This is a genomic window from Croceibacterium mercuriale (assembly GCF_000802385.1).
GTDB classification, from domain to species: domain Bacteria; phylum Pseudomonadota; class Alphaproteobacteria; order Sphingomonadales; family Sphingomonadaceae; genus Croceibacterium; species Croceibacterium mercuriale.
In genome coordinates this window covers 966301-987593 of sequence record NZ_JTDN01000002.1, presented here as the reverse complement: position 1 = coordinate 987593, position 21293 = coordinate 966301, and the positions used below count along the sequence as shown (strand labels likewise).

Annotated in this window: 14 protein-coding genes; 8 read left to right on the top strand and 6 right to left on the bottom strand. The window is 67.9% G+C overall.

Features of this window, described 5'->3' with window-relative positions; translation table 11 throughout:
• The first annotated feature begins 152 nt into the window (after positions 1–152).
• The 3 genes from PK98_RS14030 (at position 153) to PK98_RS14020 (ending at position 3386) form a co-directional block, all read left to right on the top strand.
• Positions 153–524 (top strand): DUF4168 domain-containing protein, encoded by a 372-nt coding sequence (locus PK98_RS14030; RefSeq protein ID WP_052208736.1) that lies wholly within the window; start codon positions 153–155, stop codon positions 522–524.
• A gap of 258 nt (positions 525–782) precedes the next feature.
• Positions 783–2234, top strand: coding sequence for a DUF1800 domain-containing protein (locus tag PK98_RS14025; RefSeq protein ID WP_039097430.1), 1452 nt, complete (start codon positions 783–785; stop codon positions 2232–2234).
• 3 nt (positions 2235–2237) lie between these two features.
• A complete protein-coding gene (locus PK98_RS14020; protein ID WP_039097429.1) occupies positions 2238–3386 on the top strand; it encodes a DUF1501 domain-containing protein in 1149 nt (382 codons plus the stop codon).
• Positions 3387–3433: 47 nt separating this feature from the next.
• Here PK98_RS14020 and PK98_RS14015 read toward each other — a convergent pair whose 3' ends face one another.
• The 6 genes from PK98_RS14015 to PK98_RS13990 all read right to left on the bottom strand — a co-directional run bounded on the left by PK98_RS14015 (position 3434) and on the right by PK98_RS13990 (position 13381).
• A complete protein-coding gene (locus PK98_RS14015; protein WP_039097427.1) occupies positions 3434–4492 on the bottom strand; it encodes a LacI family DNA-binding transcriptional regulator in 1059 nt (352 codons plus the stop codon).
• A 125-nt stretch (positions 4493–4617) separates the two neighbouring features.
• Positions 4618–6039: a glycoside hydrolase family 28 protein gene (locus PK98_RS14010; RefSeq protein WP_052208734.1), complete on the bottom strand. Its 1422-nt coding sequence runs from the start codon at positions 6037–6039 to the stop codon at positions 4618–4620.
• 6 nt (positions 6040–6045) lie between these two features.
• Positions 6046–8088 carry an alpha/beta hydrolase gene (locus tag PK98_RS14005; RefSeq protein ID WP_052208732.1) on the bottom strand — a complete coding sequence of 681 codons (2043 nt, stop codon included), beginning with the start codon at positions 8086–8088 and terminating at the stop codon, positions 6046–6048.
• 11 nt (positions 8089–8099) lie between these two features.
• Complete coding sequence (locus tag PK98_RS14000) at positions 8100–9545, bottom strand: glycoside hydrolase family 28 protein (RefSeq protein WP_052208730.1); 1446 nt, start codon at positions 9543–9545, stop codon at positions 8100–8102.
• The gene (locus PK98_RS13995) at positions 9545–12394 is read right to left on the bottom strand and encodes a TonB-dependent receptor (RefSeq protein ID WP_052208728.1); all 2850 of its coding nucleotides are present in this window, start codon (positions 12392–12394) and stop codon (positions 9545–9547) included. Before PK98_RS13995 ends, PK98_RS14000 begins: the two co-directional genes overlap by 1 nt.
• A gap of 156 nt (positions 12395–12550) precedes the next feature.
• Positions 12551–13381: a FadR/GntR family transcriptional regulator gene (locus PK98_RS13990; RefSeq protein WP_326998668.1), complete on the bottom strand. Its 831-nt coding sequence runs from the start codon at positions 13379–13381 to the stop codon at positions 12551–12553.
• A 90-nt stretch (positions 13382–13471) separates the two neighbouring features.
• Between PK98_RS13990 and PK98_RS13985 the strand changes: the two genes are divergently transcribed.
• Genes PK98_RS13985 through PK98_RS13965 form a run of 5 tightly spaced genes read left to right on the top strand, consistent with a single transcriptional unit; the run spans position 13472 to position 21230 of the window.
• Positions 13472–16198, top strand: coding sequence for a TonB-dependent receptor (locus PK98_RS13985; protein WP_235425521.1), 2727 nt, complete (start codon positions 13472–13474; stop codon positions 16196–16198).
• A 26-nt stretch (positions 16199–16224) separates the two neighbouring features.
• Complete coding sequence (locus PK98_RS13980) at positions 16225–17934, top strand: GH39 family glycosyl hydrolase (protein ID WP_039097424.1); 1710 nt, start codon at positions 16225–16227, stop codon at positions 17932–17934.
• The gene (locus tag PK98_RS13975) at positions 17924–19186 is read left to right on the top strand and encodes an MFS transporter (RefSeq protein WP_052208724.1); all 1263 of its coding nucleotides are present in this window, start codon (positions 17924–17926) and stop codon (positions 19184–19186) included. The genes PK98_RS13980 and PK98_RS13975 overlap by 11 nt, the downstream gene beginning before the upstream one ends.
• The gene (locus PK98_RS13970; RefSeq protein ID WP_039097423.1) at positions 19183–20361 is read left to right on the top strand and encodes an L-rhamnonate dehydratase; all 1179 of its coding nucleotides are present in this window, start codon (positions 19183–19185) and stop codon (positions 20359–20361) included. Before PK98_RS13975 ends, PK98_RS13970 begins: the two co-directional genes overlap by 4 nt.
• On the top strand, positions 20358–21230 hold the full coding sequence (locus PK98_RS13965) for an NAD(P)-dependent oxidoreductase (protein ID WP_039097422.1): 873 nt from the start codon (positions 20358–20360) through the stop codon (positions 21228–21230). The genes PK98_RS13970 and PK98_RS13965 overlap by 4 nt, the downstream gene beginning before the upstream one ends.
• Positions 21231–21293 lie beyond the last annotated feature (63 nt).

Here is a 21293-nt window from a genome sequence, read left to right as displayed (position 1 = left end):
GCAGGCGTGACCGGCAACGGCCTGCCACGTCCGCGCCACGCACCGTCAGGTCTGCGCTTACCCTGCCGGCAAAAGCACCCATACCCGGTGCCACGCAACGCCAGGAGGCATTTATCATCAAGATCGCACTCGCGCTGTTCTGCGCACCCGCCATGCTGACCGGCACCGCCCTGGCGCAGGACAATGCCGCGGCCCAGCCACCAGCCGCAGCGCCGGGCACCCCGTCCCAGCTTCCACCAGCCGGCGAGATCGACGACGAAGAGGTGTCCCGCTTCGCCCTGACTGCGCTGGTGCTCGAGCAGGTCGCCGGCGACACGACGCTGGCCAAGGAACAGCAGCAGGCCGCGATGATGGGCGTGATGCAGCAGACCGGGATCGACCCGCAGCGCTTCAACCAGATCGCCCTCGCCAGCGAGAGCGACACCGGCCTGCAACAGCGCATCCAGGCGGCCGCCGAACAGCACGTCGCCGCCGCCCAGCAGCAGCAGCAGGCGCAACCGGCGGCACCCGAGTCCGGCCGGTAAGACCGTACACGGCGCTATCCAGACGCGTGCGGAAGCAGAGGAAGAGGAGAGCTCTCGATCCGCAACCCGGCGAGTCGGTAGCGGCCTGAAACAATCGCATCAGGTGTTCATAGGGCTGGATCCTGTGGGACGCGGAGCAAACCGGCGGATTGATCCAGCCTGTTTGCGACGGGCTGGCCGTGGGGCAAGTCGAACGACAATACTGACAAAGTCCTGATACAGGTGGCCGGCACTATTGCTTCCAACAGGAGCAAGCTGATGCAACTGCCTGAAATCGCCGTTAACCGCTTTGGACTGGGTGCCCGCCCCGGCGAAGGATTGCCAGGCGATCCGCGTGCCTGGCTGCTGGGCCAGTTCGACCGATATGATCCCCGCCCACCGGCGATAGCCGAAGCTCCGTCGCAGCCAGAGGCCGCAGCCGCGCTGGCTGACTATGCTGCGGCGGCACGAGAGGGTCGGATGCAGCGCAATGCCACCGCGGCGCCATCCGGTGCCGCTTCCATGCCTGCCGATGCCGATCCCGCCATGCGCGACCCGGCGATGCAGGCGCGCCGGACCGAGCGCAGGAACCTGCGTGACCTTTATGCACAGTCGGTGGCCGCACGCGGCATTTCCGCATTGACCACCCCGACCCCGTTCATGGACCGGCTGGTGCATTTCTGGTCCAACCATTTCGCGATCTCTGCCGAGAAGCCGCCGGTGATCGCAATGGCGGGCAGCTTCGAATTCGATGCGATCCGGCCGCATGTGCTGGGCAGCTTCGGCGACATGCTGCGGGCCGTTGAGCGGCATCCCGCGATGCTGACCTATCTGGACCAGGCGCAATCGGTCGGTCCCGGCAGCCCCGCCGGGCAGCGCGCCGGTGCCAACGGCCGCACCCGTGGACTGAACGAGAACCTGGCGCGCGAAATCTTGGAACTGCATACGCTGGGGGTCCGTGGGGGTTACGATCAGGCGGACATCGGTGAATTTGCCCGTGCCCTGACCGGGTGGAGCGTGGCCGGTGGGGCGCGCAGGCCCGCACGCCGGCGGGCCGCTGCGGCAACACCGGGAGGGTTCGCCTTTGTGCCGGCGATGCATGAGCCCGGCACCCGCACCATCCTTGGCCGGACATTCGACGCAGGTGGCGAGGAGCAGGGCCAGGCCGTGCTGGACATGCTGGCCGCCCACGCGGCCACCGCGCACCATGTCGCGACAAAGCTAGCGCGCCACTTCGTCGCCGACACGCCGCCGCCGGCGCTCGTCAGCCGCCTGGAACAGGCCTTCCTGCAGGCAGACGGAGACTTGCCCACGCTTTACCGTGCGCTGATCGATGCGCCGGAGGCATGGTCGCCGACGCCGGCCAAGTTCAAGACGCCATGGGAATGGGCCGTGTCGGCATTGCGGGCAACGGGTGCCGAGACCTTCCCCACGCCCAATGTGCTGGGCTTCGTCACCCAGCTTGGGCAGGCGGTGTGGCGGCCGGGATCGCCCGCCGGGTTCGATGATGTCGCGGCCAGCTGGGCCGGTCCCGACGCCGTGATGCGGCGGGTCGAGGTGGCCGAACGGCTGGCGGCGCGCGCGCAGGGCATGGGCGATACAAGCGCCGTCGCCGCCGCCTTGTTCGGCGGCACGCTGACGGCGCAGACGGCCACCGCGATCGCCCGCGCCGAAAGCCCGACACAGGGGCTGGCGCTGCTGCTGGTTTCACCCGATTTCATGCGGAGATAGCTGATGATCGACCGACGCAACCTGCTCGGCACCGGGCTGCTGGGGGCCGCGGCCACGCTGTTCGTACCCCGGATTGCCTTTGCCGCGGTGCCGACCGACAAGCGGTTCGTGTTCATCATCCAGCGCGGCGCCGCCGATGGTCTGGGCATTGTCGTCCCCGTGGGTGACCCCGCCTTTGCCGGCCAGCGCGGCATGCTGGCCGACGTGGCCGAGGGCGGCGTGCAGCTCGATCCGCTATTCACGCTGCATCCGGCGCTGGCGCAGACCGGGCAGTTGTATGGCGCAGGCCAAGCGCTGTTCGCCCACGCCATCGCCTCGCCCTATCGCGAACGCTCGCACTTCGATGGGCAGAACGTGCTCGAAAGCGGGGGCAGCGGCCCCTACACCGTCAAGGATGGCTGGCTGAACCGGATGCTGTCGCTGTTGCCGCCGGACGATGCGCGGGCGATGGCGATCGCCGCCGCGATCCCCCTGGCGCTGCGCGGCGCCCGCGACGTGGCAAGCTACGCCCCGTCGAACCTGCCCCAGGCGTCGGACGATCTGATCGAACGCGTGTCGATGCTGTACCAGGACGATGCGCAGCTGCATGGCTTGTGGGATCAGGCGCTGGCGACGCGGCTGCTGACCGGCGACCTGGCGGCCGACAATGGCCGCAACGCCGCCGCCACCGGGGATCTGTGTGCACGGCTGATGGCCCCGGCCGAAGGCGCCCGCATCGCGATGATCGAGACCGGCGGCTGGGACACGCATGCCGGGCAGCGGCAGCGGCTTGCCGGGCAGTTGCGCGGGCTCGATGCGATGATCGGCGCGATCCGAACCGGCTTGGGCGCCGAATGGGCCAACACGATGGTGCTGGTCGCAACCGAGTTCGGGCGCACTGTGGCCATCAACGGTACCGGCGGAACCGACCATGGCACGGCGGCGAGCGCGATGCTGCTGGGTGGCGCAGTCAAGGGCGGGCGGGTCATCGCCGACTGGCCGGGTCTGGCCGCCGGATCGCTGCACGACGGGCGCGACCTGCGGCCGACCACCGATCTGGACAGCTTCATCGCCGGGGCGATTGCCGGACACTTCGCCCTCGATCCGGCACAAACGCGCCGGGTCCTGTTCCCGCAGGCGCAGGAAGGGCCGATGGTGGAGGGGCTGGTCTGACGACGGCGACCACCTGCCGGCGGCCCGCTAGCCGCAGCAACCAGCTTTCATGGCAGCGCGATGGCGGATTGACGCAAGACCAGGGCCGGGCACACTGCGGGCTGATCGAGCGCGGCCGGGTCGACGCCGTTGACCCGGGCCAGCAGCTTCTCCGCCGCCATCTGCCCCATGTCACGGATCGGCAACCGCACGGATGTGAGATTGGGCCACACCCGCGCTGCCATCGGCAGGTCGTCGAAGCCCACGACCGAAAGATCTCGCGGCAATTCCAGCCCGCGTTCCCGCGCAGCCTGCATCACGCCGATCGCCATGTCGTCGTTCAGCGCGAAGATCGCGGTGGGCGGGTCGGCCAGCGCCAGCAACGCGTGCCCGGCCTCCACGCCGGATTCGAAGGTATAGGCCCCGTCCCGGTCCAGCGCCGGATCAAGCGTGATCCCGTGCGCGGCCAGCGCCCCGATGAAACCGTGCCCGCGCACCGTGCAGGAGCGGAACGAGGGCGGCCCGCGCAGCAGAGCGATGCGCCGGTGGCCGAGCCGGGCCAGGTGATCGCCCGCCTCGGCCGCGCCCAGGTGATCGTTGGTGGTCACCATCGATCCCGGCTCGTCCAGCGCCAGCGCGGCAATCCGGACATAGGAACAGCCGATGGAACGCAGCAGGGCGATCACCCGCTCGTCCTCCGACAAGGGTGGCAGCAGCACGACCCCGGCCAGCCTCTGCCGCTCCACGAATTCGCGGATCTCCTCCAGCAGGGTGGGCGCGGCATGCCGGCACGGATGCACCACCAGTTCCATGCCCGTGCCGCGCAGGCCGTCCAGCAGGCCATGCTGCATGTTCACCACATAGGTCGGGCTGGGATTGTCGTAGATCAGGCCCAGCAGGAAGGCGCGGCCGAAGGCCAGGCTGCGCGCCTGCGGGTTGGGCCGGAAACCCAGTTCGGCGATCGCGCGCTCCACGCGCGCGCGCATGTCCGGATGCACGGTGGCGACCTGGTTGATGACACGCGAGACGGTCTTCTTGGAAACCTGCGCGGCATGCGCGACGTCGTTGATCGTCGGCCGCCTGCCGCCGGGATCTGGCCCCGTGCTGTCGGTTGATGGCGCCGCCATCCCTTCTCCCTTGTCTCGCGCGCCGACTCTAACGGCTGGCGGCGCCGGACGCTACCATCCAGCGGCGGCGGCACCATGGCTGCACCATGCAGATCGCCATGCATGTCGTACGGCAGGTGAGGTGGTCAGTTCGGGCGGCCGGTCGTCATTCCCAGGCGATAAGGGGGATCGGCCGCCACGATATCTGGCGGACGGACCGTCGGCACCAGCGGCGCCGCGGTGTCCACCAGCCCGCGCCCGGTGACGTTGTTGACCGCCAGCAGCGGGCCGGAGAATACCTTCACGTCGACATTCTCCACCACCACGTCGCGCATGTTGGCGAGGGTGATGCCGTGCCCGCAGGTGCCGCTGAGATCGCGCAGCACGAAGCCGTCCACCGGCTTGTCGGGATGGATGTTCACCGCCTCCACCAGGATGGGCACATCCTTCACGCGGATCCGTTCGAAGATGAAGCCGCCCACGTCGGGAATCCCGTCCGCCCCGCCCACCGGGAACTGGTCCTGCTTGCCGCTGTCGAGGAAGTTGAGCCGCAGGAAGCCGTAGCCCGCGCCGGAGACATCCAGGTCGCGCATGGTGATGTCCCGGATGAAGGCGCCGCGCCCGGGGCGGGTCTTGAGGTAGATGGCGAAGGTGTGCGCCTTCAGGCACTGGCACCGTTCCACCAGCACGCGGCGGATGCCGGCGGAAGTCTCGCTGCCGATGCCGATGCAGGCCCAGCGCTGGTCGCGGAACACGCAGTCGGTGATGGTCACGTCCTCTGTCGGCCGGGCGATGGTGTTGCCCTCCATACCCCGGCCTGATTTCAGGGAGATGCAATCGTCCACCGTGTCGAAGTCGCAGCGATCGATCACCACCCGGCGGCAGCTGTCGACATCGATGCCGTCGGCGCGGCCATGCACGGTCAGGCCGCGGAACACGGCATCCTCGCAATAGACCGGGTGGATCGACCACATGTCGTTCTGCTGCGTATGGAGATCGGTGACGGACAGGCCGCGCACGTCCACGAATTCCAGCAGCGCCGGATGGCGCAGCCCCGATTGCGCCACGCGGCCCGGGATCGCGTCGGAGGCAAGGATGCGGCCCTTGCCCGTCAGGCTGACATTCTGCGCCTCCTGCGCCCAGACCAGCCCGATATGGCCAGGCACCCAGCGCCCTTCCCAGCGCACCTGCAGCACCGGATAGTCGGCCAGGTCAGGCGATCCCTGCAGTGTGGCGCCTTCCTCCACGCGCAAGGTGGTGTGCGATCCCACGCGGATGGCCCCGACCAGCCACGTGCCGCCGGCCAGCACCACCTCGCCCCCGCCCAGCACCGCGCAGCGATCCAGCGCCTGCTGGACGGCGGCGGTATCCTTGGTCGTGCCGTCCACCACCGCCCCGAATTCGCGCGGATCGATCCTGAGGCCGGTGTCGCGCGCCGGCATCGGCTGGGGCAGTTGCGGGGCGGCCGGTGCCGCGGAAGGCTGCGCGAAGGCCGTCGCCGGAAGCGCGGCGGCGACAGTGCCGATGGCGGTGGCAGCAAGGAACGAACGGCGGTCGGTCTGGGACATGGATGATTACCTTGCGGAGGGCAGGATCGGATCGCGCGGGCTCTGGAAGATGACCCGCGGTGCGGCAGGCAGGATCGCGGCGACCTGCTCGGCACGCAGCGGCTCGCCCACGCTGCTGACGGGGTTCACCAGCACCACACGCTTGCCGAGTGCGGTGATCAGGTCGGGCAGGTCGTAGCGCGCCAGCACGCCCGGCAGGTTCACCTCCGCCATGTCGCGGCTGAGCGGGCGTTCCACGAAGTCACGATAGCGCAGAATCCCGTTTACCGCTGTCACCCCGTCCACCCGGTCGTCCAGCACGCCGACATGCAGCGCGACCGGTGCCAGCGCGCCCGTGCCCAGCACTTCGATCCGGCCGACCTCCGGCCGACCGGCCAGCCAGTTCAGCGCCGCCACGGCATCGTCGGTGCGCATCCCGACCGGCGTCTGCCCCACCAGCAGTGCGCGCAGGGACAGCAGCGTCCAGTCACCGGTCAGCGGCGACTTCGCCTCCTCCGTCCCGCCAGCGCCGCGCGGCTCCAGCGCCAGCACGTTCCAGCCGGCGGCATGCCAGCGGGCCATGATCGCCTGTGGCCGGGCTTGCAGCACCAGCAGCGTCGGCCTTCGCCCGCGCCCGCTCGCCCGGGCGTAGAGCGCGTTCACCGCCAGGTCGGGCGCCGCCGCGAAGCTGAGCGGCAAGGTGCGCAGACCATCGGTGTCGACCGGCGCGCCTTCCTGCATGGCAGGTGCGGGATCGCCGGGCAGCACATGCACGCGCGCGACATCCCGGATCGCCTGACGCAAGGAGGCGGAATCGGCGGAGGCCACGGCGGGGACCGGGGCTTCGCGTGCGATCACCTGCCGCAACGTGTCGCCGCCATCAGGGGCGGTCGTCAGTTGCCCGGCAGGCGTCGCCAGCAGGTGCGCCGGATCGCCGGTCGGGATGGTCACAAAGGCGGGCTGGGCCGGATCATCACGCAGCCAGCGATTGAAAAAGCCGATGATGTGCGGCGCGATCGGCTGCAGATTGCCATGCCCGCCCGGTCCTTCGATCATCGTGATCCGGTCGGCCGCACCCATGATCGCGTAGAACCGCGCCGCTTCCGCATGAGCGGCGCGGGCGCCCGCGATCGGGAACATGTCGCCGGTGGTGGACACCACGGCGTAGGGGCGTGGTGCCGCCGCCTCGATCCAGTCGGGCAGGTCCAGGCCGCGTTCCAGGAAGAACGGGATCGACTGTTCCGCATCCTGCGGACCCGGCCCGCCCGGTGCCAGCAGATGGTCGTAGTCGTTGACGTAGCAGGCGGTCGCGGTGGCTGCGATGCGCGGGTCGAGTGCGGCGAGATAGGCCGTGATCGTGCCGCCGCCCGAACAGCCGAAGGCGCCGATCCGGCGGTCATCCACCTCCGGCAGGCTCATCAGGTAATCGACGCCGCGCATTGCATCCTGGATGAACCAGCGCGAGACATGCCCGCCGGTCGGCAGCGCCTGGCCGAACGCCACCGAATGTTCGCCGGTCGGCCGCCCGACCTTGGAGGCGCCGATCTCCGGATCGTAGTGCTGGATCCGCTCGCCTTCTCCGACGATGTCGATCGACAGCACGATAAAGCCGGCACGCGCCAGGTTCGCGGCAAAGGCATGGTTGCCCAGCTTGCCGTCCACCCCATGCCCCGGCTGCATGATGATCGCCGGAAACGGACCGTTGCCGCGACCCGGACGATAAAGATTTGCGGTGACGCGGTAGCCGGGCACGCTTTCGTACCACAGGCTTTCCACGCCGAAGCCATCCCCGTCGCTACGCCCGGTCACCTCCGCCCGCACCGGCCCGGCCGCACGCTCCGGCCCGATCAGCTCGGCCAGCATGGCGCGCACCCGCACCTGCCGCAGCCGCGCCTGCTCGGGCGTGGTGATCGCCTGTACCACCGCGCGACGCTCTGCCGCCTGTTCGCGAGCCTGCGCGGTCAGATGCGCGATCAGCCGGTCCCGCGCCATCTCTTGCGCGGTGGCGGGCTGCACCAGCAGCAGCGTGGCGGCGCATGCCAGGCTGGCGGCAAGGGCGTGGTGGCGCATGAATTCCTCCTTCAGCCCGACCGGCCGGCACGCCGGGGCATTCCACCCGGCGTCGGCCCGCGCACCGCCACGCCGTTGCGGCTGACATTGGCATAGTGCAGCCCTTCGACATGCTCGACGATGTCGGGTTCTGCCGCGCGTACGACGGTCACGTCCTGCAGCAGCACGTTGCGGATCGGCGCGTGGGCGAAGCCTTGCAGGTCCAGCACCCGCTCGCACCGGCCGACCAGCATCCGTTGCACCGTCAGGCCGTCGAACACCGGTGTATAGGGGCCGTCCGCGCCTTCTTCGTAATTGTAGTCCACGGTGATCGCCGCACGGCCAACCTGCCCTACGGTCACGTCGCGCACATGGATGTTTTCCAGCGTGCCGCCGCGCACCGCATTGTTCTTGAACCGGATCGCGGTGTTCAGCTGCGGGCTGTCCATGCGGCAGTTCTCGACAAAGACGTTGCGCACCCCGCCACTGATCTCGCTCCCCAGCGTCACGCCGCCATGCCCGTCCAGCATGGTGCAGCCGGACACGATCACGTTTTCCGTCGGGCGGTTCAGGCGGCGCCCGTCGGCGTTGCGACCCGACTTGATGGCGATGCAATCGTCGCCCGTATCGAACAGGCAATCCTCGATCAGCACGTCGCGGCAGCTTTCCGGATCGCAGCCATCATTGTTCGGCCCGTGGCTGGAGATGGTGACGCGCCGCACGGTCACGTTCTCGCACTCCACCGGGTGGATCTCCCACATGGGCGAACGGATGATGGTCACCCCTTCGATCAGCACGTTGCGGCAGCGATAGGGCTGGATGAATTGCGGGCGGATGGTGGTATCTGGCCCGAACACCCGCTCGGCCACCGGCACGCCTTCCTCCGCCAGCCGGCGCAGCCGCCGCCCGTCGCTTTCCCCGTTATCTGCCGGCCGGCGCGCCCGGTCCCACCAATGCTGTTCGTCGGCCTGCCCGTCCAGCACGCCGCCGCCGGTGATGGCGATGTTCTCCGCCTCCAGCGCGTGGATGAAGGGCGCTATGCCCATCAGCTCGTTCCCCTCCATCCGCGTCAGGATCGGCGGGAAGTAGAGCGCGGGATCCTGCGAGAAACGCAAGGTGCTGTCCCGGTCCACATGCAGCTCCACGCCGGACAGCAGACGGATCGGCCCGGTCAGCCAGATGCCGCCACCCACCACCACGCGCCCGCCGCCGGGCGCGGCCGACGCCGCCGCAATCGCCTGCGCGATGGCATCGGTCGCCAGCGTGCTGCCATCGGGCACGCCGCCGAACTGCTGCGGGGTGAAGCTGTTCGCATGGGGGAAGCGCGGTGGCACGATCCGCTGGCGGATCTGCGCCGCCTCTGCCCAGGGGTCTGCCGGATCGGGCGTCTGCGCCCGTCCGGCGGTGGCCGTGACTATCATGGCCGCGCAGCCGCCGCCCAGCAGCTGGCGGCGTGTCGGGGAGGCAGAGTGGCGCATCAGAAGCTGTAGCGGACGCCGGCGTAGAACTGACGCCCGCTCTGCAGATAGTCACCGACCCGCTGGGCCACCGAGTCGTTGTACGACACCGTCGGCTCGTTGGTCAGGTTGATTCCTTCCAGGCTCAGCGTCAGGTTCTCGATGATGCGGTACGACAGCGAGAAATCGACAAAGGTTGTCGACTCCACGCCGGAGACATCGGTGTTGTACGCCGCCGGCACCGCCGTCAGGTATCCGTCACGATAAGTGCCCGATACACGCGCCTGGAACGGCCCGCTTTCGTAGTAGATCGTCGCGTTGAAGGCGTTCTTGGACAGGTTCAGCAGCGGCTGGCTGACGGTGATCTGCGTTCCGTTCGGCGCGGTCACGAAGTAGTCGATGTCGGAATCGACATAGGTGTAGTTCGCCAGCAGCCCCAGGTTGGACAGGAAGCCCGGCAGGAAGGTCAGCGCCTGCTGGAAGTTCAGTTCCAGCCCCTTGAGCGGGCCGCCCGGCGTGTTGATCACGTTGGATATCTGGAACTCGTCCGCCGCGGTCACGCCTGTGCCGGCCAGCAGCGAGTCCGGCAGACCGGTGGACGAGAACGGTGCCGCCCGCGTCACGCTCTGCACATAAGTCGACACGTCCTTGTAGAAGAACCCGGCCGACAGGATCGAACCGGCCGAAGGGTACCATTCGACCGCGAAGTCGAAGGTCTTGGCGCGGAACGGTTCCAGGAACGGGTTGCCGGTGGAGACGGAGCGGGACGCACCCGCCACCGACACATTCGTCGCCGCGGAGATGCTGCCCAGTCCGGGGCGCGCCATCACCTTGGCGGCGCCGAACCGCACCAGCACGTCATCGACCGGCTCCACCACCAGGTTCAGCGATGGCAGATCGTCATTGTAGGACCGGCCGACCACCGTCCATTCGAACCCGGACGGATTCACCGTGGTGGGCACCGTGGTGAAGAAGCCCGATTCCTGCCTGGTGCGAACCCGCCGGTAGCCCACATCACCGCGGACCGGCACGCCCCAGGCATCGAAATTGAACTGCAGCTGGATGTAGCCGCCGAAATCCTTCTCCTCCACCGTGCGGTTGTCGCCCCGTGCGCTGGCGGTGGTGCCGGACAGGGCGAAGCGGTCATTGCCGCCGAACACGCCATACGCATCGGCGATCGCCTGCAGGTTTGGCGTCAGCCAGCAGGTGTCGGTGCCGGCCGGCACGTCCAGCCCTTCGAACCCGCAATACAGCTCGGTCACGTCGGCCACGCCGGTGCCGGCGGGCAGCGCGGGAATGTTGCCCTCGCCCAGGGCGAAGCGCTGCCCCTCGCCGACGAATTCGTAGGTCTTGTACTGCAGCCCGCCCGTCAGCGTCAGCGCGTCGCTCAACTCGTAGGACACGTCGAACTGCGCGGTCTTGTAGGTGTTCTCGTTCCAGTTCGGGCGCAGGCGGATATCCGGCCCACTGCGGCCGGTGCCGCCGCCGGGTGCGATGCGGGTCGGGCCGATATACCACTGGTTCGGGTCGGTGACGTCGAAATTGTAGTCGATCACCGGGAAGTTCTGCCCGGTCTCGCGCATGTCGTAGGAGTAGCCGTCGACGTTCTGCCGATCCATTTGCGCGATGTAGTCGTACGCGTTGTTGAAATCGTTGTTCACATATCCGGCAAGCACGCTGGCCCGGAACCGGTCGCTGAACTCGTGCTCCACGCCCAGCGTATATTGCTGGAACGTGGTGTCGTACCGGTCCAAGTAGTTTTCGGACCGGATGTCCATGTTGTCGAGCAGCATGTACAGCGCGGTACCGTTCTCATCGACCTCGATATCGCGGACGACCACCTCCGGCTTGCCGCCGGTCGATGCCGGACGGCTGAGCGAGATCGCTTCCAGCTGCCGTTCGTTGCGCTCGCCTTCGAAACGCGAGAACAGCGCGTCGAGGGTGATGGTGGTTTCGGGCTGGGGACGCCATTGCAGCGAGCCGGTGACGCCGATGCGCTGTGTTTCCAGATTGTAGTCCTGGTATCGCAGGAAGCGCGGGTACCGGGTCGTCGGCTGGCTGGCGAGCTGGTAGGCGCTCGGGTTCGTGCCGGCGCACAGTGCGGCGTTGGTTGCCGGATTGCAGAACCCGCCATCGGCATTGCCCTGCTGCCAGCCCACCGTGGACACGCCGTTCTGCAGCGTCGTCTTCTCGGAATAGGCGACGGAGGCGGAGACACCGAGCTCGCCGATGCCGGTATCCCACCGCGTGCTGCCCAGGACGGCGAAGCGCGGATCGGCCGCTTCCGCCAGATCGTTGTACCCGGCCTGCGCCGATGCGGCGAGCACCGAACCGGCGGTGTCGAACGGCCGGCCGGTATGCAGGTCGACCGTCGCGCCCAGGGATCCTTCCTCCACATTGGCGGAGGGCGTCTTGCGTACGTCGATCTGGTTGAACAGCTCCGAGGCGAAAACGTTGAAGTCGAAGCCGCGGCCGCGATTGGAGCCGGTGGTCGCCTGCGCCTCGATCCCGTTGATCCGCACGCGGGTGAAATCCGGGCCAAGCCCGCGGACGGAGATGTTGCGCCCTTCCCCGCCGTCGCGGGTAATGGTCACGCCGGGCACGCGCTGGATGGATTCGGCCAGGTTGTTGTCCGGGAACTTGGCGATGTCCTCCGCCACGATGGAGTCGACCACGGCGTTGCTTTCGCGCTTGATCTCCAGCGCACGCGCCAGGCTTCCACGAAAACCGGTCACGACGATCTCGCCAGCGCCCTCGTCCGCGATCGACGGCTCCACCGGATCGGGGAGCTGTACCGCCGGATCGGCCCCGGGTGCCACCTGCGCGGCGGCAGCAAGGGGCAGCGCGGCTGTCAGGGTTCCGGACAGCAAGGCAGACGCGGCCCGCAGCCGCGAACGAGCAATGCGCATTTCAACAACCTCCCATGGTCCCGGCTTCTGAGTCCGGATGCATCCGGACACCGGTGTCCCGTCAATGGTTGTGACTCCGCCGGATCGTCCTGTCAAACAGAAGAACCTGTCGGCGGACTAGCCGCTGGCGAGGACCATGTCGGCATCGTGCAAGGCGTTGTCGATCAGCGTCTCCATCGCTGCGCGCGCGCCCTGGTGATCGCCCGCGACGATCGCGGAATAGACCGCGTGATGATCGGGCATGGGGTCGCGTTTCTGCCCGCGCTGGTCACGGGCGAAGCGGGTGGTCCACTCCACTGCGGCCGCGATCGAGTTCGACAGCGTCATCAGCGGCTCGTTGCGCGTCGCTTCCAGAATGGCGAGGTGGAAGGCCTGGTCGGCCTGCCGCCCGGCGCTGGCGTGAAGGCCGTTGCGCTCCATCTCTTCCAGCGCATGCCCCATACGGGCAAGCTGGCGATCGTCGCGTCGCCGCGCGGCCAGCGCGGCCGCGGATGGCTCGACGATCCGGCGCAGTTCGAAGATGCCGTTGATGAAGTCCCGGCTGGCACCGCCCTCGAACATCCATCCCAGTACATCCAGGTCAAGCATGCTCCACCTGATGCGCTCGTTCACGCGCGTGGCGCTCTTGACCCGCTGATGCACCAGGCCCTTCGCGGCAAGGATCTTCAGTGCCTCGCGATAGGCGCCGCGGGAGATGCCATTCTCCGCGCTGAACCGCTCCTCGCTCATCAGCGCGGCGCCCGGCGCCAGCCGACCCGTCACGATCGCCACACCCAGGTCATGCGTGACCCTGCCGCGGATGTCGGCCGGCCGCTTGCTGCTGGGATGGGCTTCGTCCGCCGTCATCGCCGCACAATGCTCGACAAGCTCGGCAAAGGTCAAGCGGCCATGCGGGCGCAGCATGATCCTGTCGTACCAGATGCTGGCTAATGAACAGGTAAAGCTCATCTCGCAGACAGGCTCTTGCCATTCTGGTCCTACCAGATTAGCAGACTGCAACAACATGCGGCAAAGCCGTGGACAGGAGAGGACAGGAAGATGAGCAGGCTTCATCGAACGCTGGGCAGCGTGTCTGCACTAGCCATCGGCTTTTCCCTGGCACCAGCCACGATGGCGCAGCGGGCGGGCGATGGCACGGTTGCTGCCGGCACTCCGGCTGCGCCGGAGAGTCCAGGCGCGACGTCGGCCTCCGCTGCTGCCGAGATCGTCGTGACCGGCGTCCGGGCCAGCCTTTCTTCCGCCCAGGCCATCAAGCGCAACGCGCGGCAGATCGTGGACTCGGTGGTGGCTGAGGACATCGGCAAGCTGCCGGACAACAATGTGGTGGAGGCGCTGCAGCGCGTACCCGGCGTGCAGGTGGCACCAAGGTTCCGCGGAGAATCCAGCACGGTGCTGGTCCGCGGCCTGCCCGATGTGCTGACGGTCATCAACGGCCGCAACATCTTCAGCACCACCGGCCGCTCGCTGTCGCTGGCCGACGTGCCGGCCGATCTCGTCGCCGGGGTGGACGTCTACAAGTCGCGCTCGGCCGACCAGATCGAAGGCGGCATCGCCGGGCTCATCAACGTTCGCACCCGCCGCCCCTTCGACTTCGAAGGCGCGCGCTTCGCCGTGTCCGCGCGCGGCGTCTATGCGGAGCAGTCGGATTCGTTCAATCCCTACGTCAGCGCGCTGCTGTCGGACCGCTGGTCAACGGGCATCGGCGACATTGGCGCACTGGTGGCGCTGTCGTACCAGCGGACCGACTATCGCGACCAGACGATCTTCAATGGTGGCTATTTCGGGTACAATCCCGACAACAGCCGGGCACCCTATACGCCCGGCGTTCCGCTGGACCCGCGCGGTACCAGTGCCGCCGAACCGCGGGTCTTCCACAGCGACGTGATCGGCGGCGTGGATGCGATCGGCCGGCGCGAGCGGCCGGCCGTGAACACATCGTTGCAATGGGCCCCCGACGACCGCCTGACCCTGTTCTTCGATGGCCTGTTCTACGGGTTCCGGGACAAGGGGAACGGCGACCAGAACTTCACGTCGATGAACGGCCGGCTGGCCGAGCCGCTGACCTTCGTGGACGACACGAAGCTGGTGGAGCGGATCAGCCTGCTCAACAACCGGGTGGCGAACTATGGCATCACCTACCACAATCATGCCGACCGGCTGCAGGGCGCGCTGGGCGGAGCGTGGGAGGATGGCGGCCTGTCGATCGCGTCGGAGGTCTCGTACACCCGCTCCGAAGCGGCCGACCGCGACTACATCCTCGACATCGATTTCCTCGCCCGGCGGACCGACGGCGTCTTCGACCGTTCGAACGGCACCCCGACATTCGTGCTGCCGTTCGACGATCCGGCGGATTTCTCTAGGTACAATCTTGCACGCCTGAACCTGACGGAGACGGAGGCGCTGGGTCAGGAATATACCTGGCGCGGGGACGTGACCTACAGCGACCCGCTGTGGATCTTCACCGAACTGGCGATCGGCGCCCGCGTGAACCAGCGGGACGCAACGTCGCGTTCCTTCGTGCAGAACGTGAACTGCTCGGCCACCGGGGCCGTCCCTTGCCTGACCGTCCGGGCCGACAGCATTCCCGGCCTGCTGCTGCGCAAACCGGGCGGCTTCTTCGAAGACCGGCGCCCGTTCATCCAGTCGTGGGTGTCCCCGTCGACCGACTACCTGCTCGACAACATCGATGTGCTGCGCGAACGCTTCGGCCTGCCATCCGGCGACCCGCAATTCGAGGATCGCCGCTTCTTCGACATCACGGAGAAAAGCTATGCCGGCTACGCCCAGGCGAGTTACGAACTGGGCGCCCTGGACGGGCAGGCCGGTATCCGGATCGTGCAGGTCGACACGGTTTCCAACGCGTTCAGGGCGCTGGGAACCGCGGTCGAACCGGTGCGGATCGCCAGCAGCAGCACGGATGTGCTGCCCAACATCGCCCTGCGCTATCGCCTGGCCGACGGGCTGTTCCTGCGGGCAGCTGCCAGCAAGACGATCACGCGGCCCAGCTTTGCGCAACTGAACCCTGCCCTGACGCTGACGCCGCCGGTGCCCGGCCAGCAGCCATTCGGCCGCGGATCGAGCGGCAATGCCGAGCTGCAGCCGGTCGAATCCACCAATTACGATCTGGCACTGGAATGGTACATCGATGCGTCCAGCTCGATCACGGCGACCGTCTTCCACCGGGATGTGACCGGCTTCATCCAGTCGGTCACCAGCAATTTCCAGATCGACTATCTCGGGCCCGACAACGGCACCTACCAGATCTCGCGCCCGGAAAATTCGGGCACCGGCAAGCTGACGGGCATCGAAGGCGGCTTCACCTACTTCCCGGAGTTCCTGGATGGGTTCGGGGTCAGCGCCAACGGCACCTTCATAGATGGCGAGAACCGGGCCCTTGCGCCGCTGCCGGGCGTCACCGGATACCTCACGCTGCCCTTCGCCAACGTTTCGAAATACTCGGCCAGCGGCACGCTCATCTACGAAAAGGACGGGCTGTCGGCGCGAGCCTCGTATGTCTGGCGCGACGGCTACAGCACGGGGCTGCATTTCACCGGGGTCAATCCGAACGATTTCCGCCGGAGCGCGGTGCAGAACCTGGACCTGTCGATCGCCTACGACATCAATCCCGACCTCACCGTGGTGTTCGACGCCGCCAACCTCACCAACAGCATCATCCGGACCTACTTCGGCGACGAGTACCTGTACCCGCGTGACACCCTGCTTTTCACGCGTACCTTCGCCCTCGGCTTCCGCGCCCGGCTTTGACACTTCCCGCAGAAAAGGACCTGCCCATGAACCGCTTTCCGGCCATATTCGCCGCGGCAAGCCTTGCGATCGGCACAGCTGGCGCCAGCTTGGCGCAGCAAGTCGATCCGGCCGCCGCGCAGGCAGCCCCGCGCCCGGTATCGATCGAGGTGCACGCCGATCGCAGCGACGGCGCGCTGCCGCCGGTCTGGCGCTTCTTCGGCGCGGACGAGCCGAACTACGCAACCATGAAGGACGGGCGCAAGCTGCTGACCGAACTTGGCGAACTGAAGCCGGGCGAGGTGTTCTTCCGCGCGCACAACCTGCTCAACACCGGCGACGGCACCGCCTCATTCAAGTGGGGCAGCACCAACATCTACACGGAGACGCCGGATGGGCAGCCGGTCTACGACTGGACCGTCGTGGACCGGATCATCGACACCTATCTGGCACGCGGTGTGCGCCCTTACCTGCAACTTGGCTTTATGCCGGAAGCGATGTCGAGCGCGCCCGCGGGCACCCCCTACCAGCACAGCTGGCGACCAGGCTTCGACTACGACCACATCATCACCGGCTGGGCCTACCCGCCCAAGGATTACGACAAGTGGCGCGAACTGAACTACCAGTGGACCCGCCACAACATCGAACGCTACGGCCGCGAGGAGGTCGAGCGCTGGTACTTCGAGGTCTGGAACGAGGCGAACGGCGCCTATTGGGAAGCCACGCCTGAAGAATTCTACAAGACGCATGACTACGCCATCGACGGTGTACGCCGGGCTCTGCCCAGTGCCAGGGTCGGCGGTCCGGATTCCGCGGGTGCCGGCGGCGCGTTCATGGACGGGTTCCTGCGCCATGTGACGACGGGGACGAACTACGCCACCGGAGAGACCGGCACGCCCACGGATTTCCTGGCCTTCCATGCCAAGGGGCAACCGACCTTCGTCGACGGTCATGTGCGGATGGGGATCAACACGCATCTGCGCGAAGTCGACCGCGGCTTCGTCAAGACGACCTCCATTCCGGCGCTGGCCGACAAGCCCGTGATCATCGGTGAAAGCGATCCGGAAGGCTGCGCCGCATGCCCCGGGCCGCAGAACGCGTATCGCAACGGCACCATGTACTCCAGCTACACGGCTGCCAGCTTCGCGCGCATCTGGGACCTCGCCAGGCGCCGCAACGTGAACCTGGAAGGCGTGCTGTCCTGGTCATTCGAGTTCGAGGACCAGCCCTGGTTCGCCGGCTATCGCCAGCTGTCCACCAACGGCGTCGACCTGCCGGTGCTGAACGTCTTCCGCCTGTTCGCGCAGCTGGGGACGGAACGGCTTGCCGCCACCAGTGACGCGCAGGTGCCGCTCGACACGATCATCGCCGATGGTGTGCGCGGGCAGGCGGATGTGGGGACGATCGCCACCCGCACTGCCGACGGCAAGCTGGCCATGCTGGTGTGGCATTACCATGATGACGACGTGCCCGGCCCCCATGCACGGGTCAGCGTCACCTTCGACGGCCTGACCGGCCCGGCCCCGACCAGCGCGGCGCTGTGGCGGGTGGACGGGGACAATGCCAACGCCTTCACCGCCTGGCAGAAGATGGGTTCGCCGCAGGCGCCCGACTCCGAACAGTACGCCCAGATGGAACAGGCATCCGTGATGCAGCCTGGCACCCTGGCGGTCGTGCCCGGCGCCGGCGGCACGGCAACGGCAACGCTGGACCTGCCGCGGCAGGGCGTGGCGCTGGTCGTGCTGGATGCGCGCTGACGCCGTCCCTGCTGGTGGCGCGGGCCGCGGCTGGGGCATCGCCTTCATCGTCGCGGTGGCGATCGCGATCAGCTATCTCGACCGGCAGACATTGCCCTGGGCGATCGCCAATATCCAGCAGGACATACCGATCGGCAACCAGACCAAGGCGCTGCTCGATTCGGCGTTCCTGGCGACATACGGCCTGATGTATCTGGGTGGCGGCTGGCTGCTGGACCGGATCGGCACCCGCCGCGGGTTTGTCGCGATCATGGCCTTCTGGTCGCTCGCCTGTGCCAGCCATGGTCTGGCCGGCGGCGTGGCGGCCCTGATCGTCAGCCGCCTGCTGCTGGGCGTCGGCGAGGGCGGCGGCTTCCCGGCCGCCACCCGCGCCATCGCCGAACGGTTCGCCCCCGCCAGCCGTGCCACGGCGATGGGGATCGTCAATGCCGGCACCTCCGTCGGTGCGGTGATCGCGCCGCCGCTGATCGCGCTGCTCCTGACGCACGCCGACTGGTTCGGTCTGGCGAGCTGGCGCTGGGTGTTCTTCGTCACCGGTGCGGTAGGGCTGGCCTGGGCCGTCTGGTGGGCGCTGCTGTACCGCGATCCGCCCCCCGCAGACACGGTGACGGCGGACGGCGGTGGCGCGACATTGCGCGCGCTGCTGGCACGGCGTGAGGTGCAGGGCATCGTGGGCGCCAAGTTCCTGAGCGACGGGGCATGGTACTTCTACCTGTTCTGGCTGCCCAAGTATCTGTTCGAGGCACATTCCTTCGACCTGAAGCAGGCGGCCACGCTGGGCTGGATCCCCTATGCCGCGGCCGGGGTCGGCAGCGTTGCGGCGGGCTGGCTATCCGGCCGGCTGCTGGCGCGGGGGATGAGCGTGAACGCCGCGCGCAAGATCGCGCTGGGTGCCTGCGCGGCATGCATGCCGTGGGTGATGTTCGTGCCGCAGGCGCAGTCCGTCGGCCTGGTGCTCGCCCTGTTCAGCCTCGCCTTCTTCGGCCAGCAGGGCTGGTCGACGCTGGTGATGACCTTGCCCACCGACATGATCCCGCGCGCGGCGCTGGGCCGCCTCGCCGGCCTGGTGGGGATGGGTGGCGCGTTTGGCGGCATCCTGATGGGCCAGGCCGCCGGCTGGGCGCTGGATGCGGGATATGGCTACAGCCCGGTGCTGGTGGTGGCCGCCTCGCTCCACGTCCTCGCCTTCGGGCTGATCTGCATCGCGGTTCCAAGAATACAGCAACTCGATCTCAGCGGAGGCCGACCTTGAAGATCACCGAAGTCCGTACGCGCGTCGTCCAGTGGAAGGGTGCCACCCAGCCGCTGCCGCCGCATTTCTGCACCAATCCGATGGACCTGGTGTCACCGATGCTGTCGCCCGAGACGATGGGCAGCTTCGCCTTCCATGGCTGGCTGATCGTGGAGGTGTTCACGGACAAGGGGATCGTCGGCATCGGCAATGCCGCGCTGGCCCCGCTCACCGTGAAGCACCTGATCGACCATCACCTGGCGCCGCTGCTGATCGGGCAGGATCCATGGGATACCGAGTTCCTGTGGCAGCACATGTACCGCAAGACGATGGCGTTCGGGCGCAAGGGACTGGCGATGGCGGCCATCTCCGCGATCGACATCGCCCTGTGGGACGCGATGGGCAAGGATGCGCGGCAGCCATGTTTCCGCCTGCTGGGCGGTCGCACCCGCCCGCGCATCCCGGTCTATGCCAGCCGGCTTTATTCGGTTCCGCTGGAGGAGCTTGCGGCCGAAGCGTCCCGCTACAAGGCGGAAGGCTTCCGGGCGGTGAAGCTGCGCTTCGGCTGGGGCCCGGATGACGGCGCCGCCGGCATGGCCCGCAATGTCGAACTGCTCCGCACGGTCCGCGCGGCGGTGGGTGACGAGATCGACGTGATGGCCGACGCCTACATGGGCTGGACCCTCGATTACGCGAAGCGGATGATGCGGCTGATCGAGCCGTTCAACCTGCGCTGGCTGGAAGAGGCCATCGTCCCCGACGACATCCATGGCTATCACGAGCTGCGGCGGTTCGGGACCACGCCGATCGCGGCGGGCGAGCACGAGTTCACCAGCTACGGCTTCCGCCAGCTGATCGAGGCGCGCGCGCTGGACTACATCCAGTTCGATACCAACCGTGTCGGCGGGATCACCGCGGCCCGCAAGATCCAGGCGCTGGCAGAGGCATATTCCATCCCGGTGGTCCCGCATGCCGGTCAGATGCACAATTACCATGTGGTGATGGCCAGCCTGAACTCGCCAATGGCGGAATACTTCCCCAAGGTGGCCGTCGAGGTCGGCAACGAGCTGTTCTGGTACATCTTCAAGGGCGAGCCGGTGGCAGAGGACGGCCATGTCAGCCTGTCCGACGATGTGCCGGGGCTGGGGCTGGAGATCGACGAGGCGGCGATCACGCAATTCGAGGTGACGGAATGACGGTTCTCCGGGTGACTGTGCTGGGTCTGGGCACGATGGGCGCCGGCATGGCAGCGCAACTGATCGCTGCCGGCTTCGATGTGACGGTGTGGAACCGCTCGCCCGACCGGGCGGAGCCGCTGGTCGCTGCCGGTGCGCGCCGCGCCGCGAGCCCGGCGGAGGCCGCCGGCACTGCCGAGGTGGTGATCGCCATGCTGGCCGATGATGACGCGTCCCGCAGCGCCTGGCTGGGTGCGGACGGTGCGCTGTCGGCGATGCAGCCGGGCGCGATCGCCATCGAATGCAGCACGCTTACACATGCATGGGTGAAGACGCTGGCGGCAGAGGCGGCAACGCGCGGCCTTGCCTGGCTGGACGCGCCGGTGACCGGCAGCCGCTTGCAGGCACAGGAGGGCAGCCTGCGATTCCTGGTCGGCGGAGAGGCTGCCGTGCTGGAACGCGCCGGCCCGGTACTCGCCGCGATGGGGACGGATACGGCGCATCTGGGACCGGCCGGCAGCGGCGCCCTGTTCAAGCTGGTGAACAACTTCCTCTGCGGCGTCCAGGTGGCGAGCCTGGCAGAAGCGGTGACGATGCTGGAGCGCAGCGGCCTGGATGCCGGCCGCGCCGTGGCGCTGCTGGCGGATGGCGCGCCGGGCAGTCCGTTGCTGAAGATGGTGTCGCGGCGCATGCTGGAACGGGACTACACCCCCAACTTCTTCCTGCCGCTGATGGCCAAGGATCTGGCCTACGCCCAGGAAGCCTTCGCCGCCGAGGGTATCGAACTTGCCAGTGCCGGCGTGGCGCGACGCCGGTTCGAAACGGCCGCGGCGGCAGGCTGGCAGGACGACGACATGGCCGCCGTCATCGAACCCGTCCGGTCCTCCTGATAAGCCTCACAAGACTGCTGCCTGGGCTCGCGGGCTCGCTGGCACAAAGGCCGGTCCACCTCG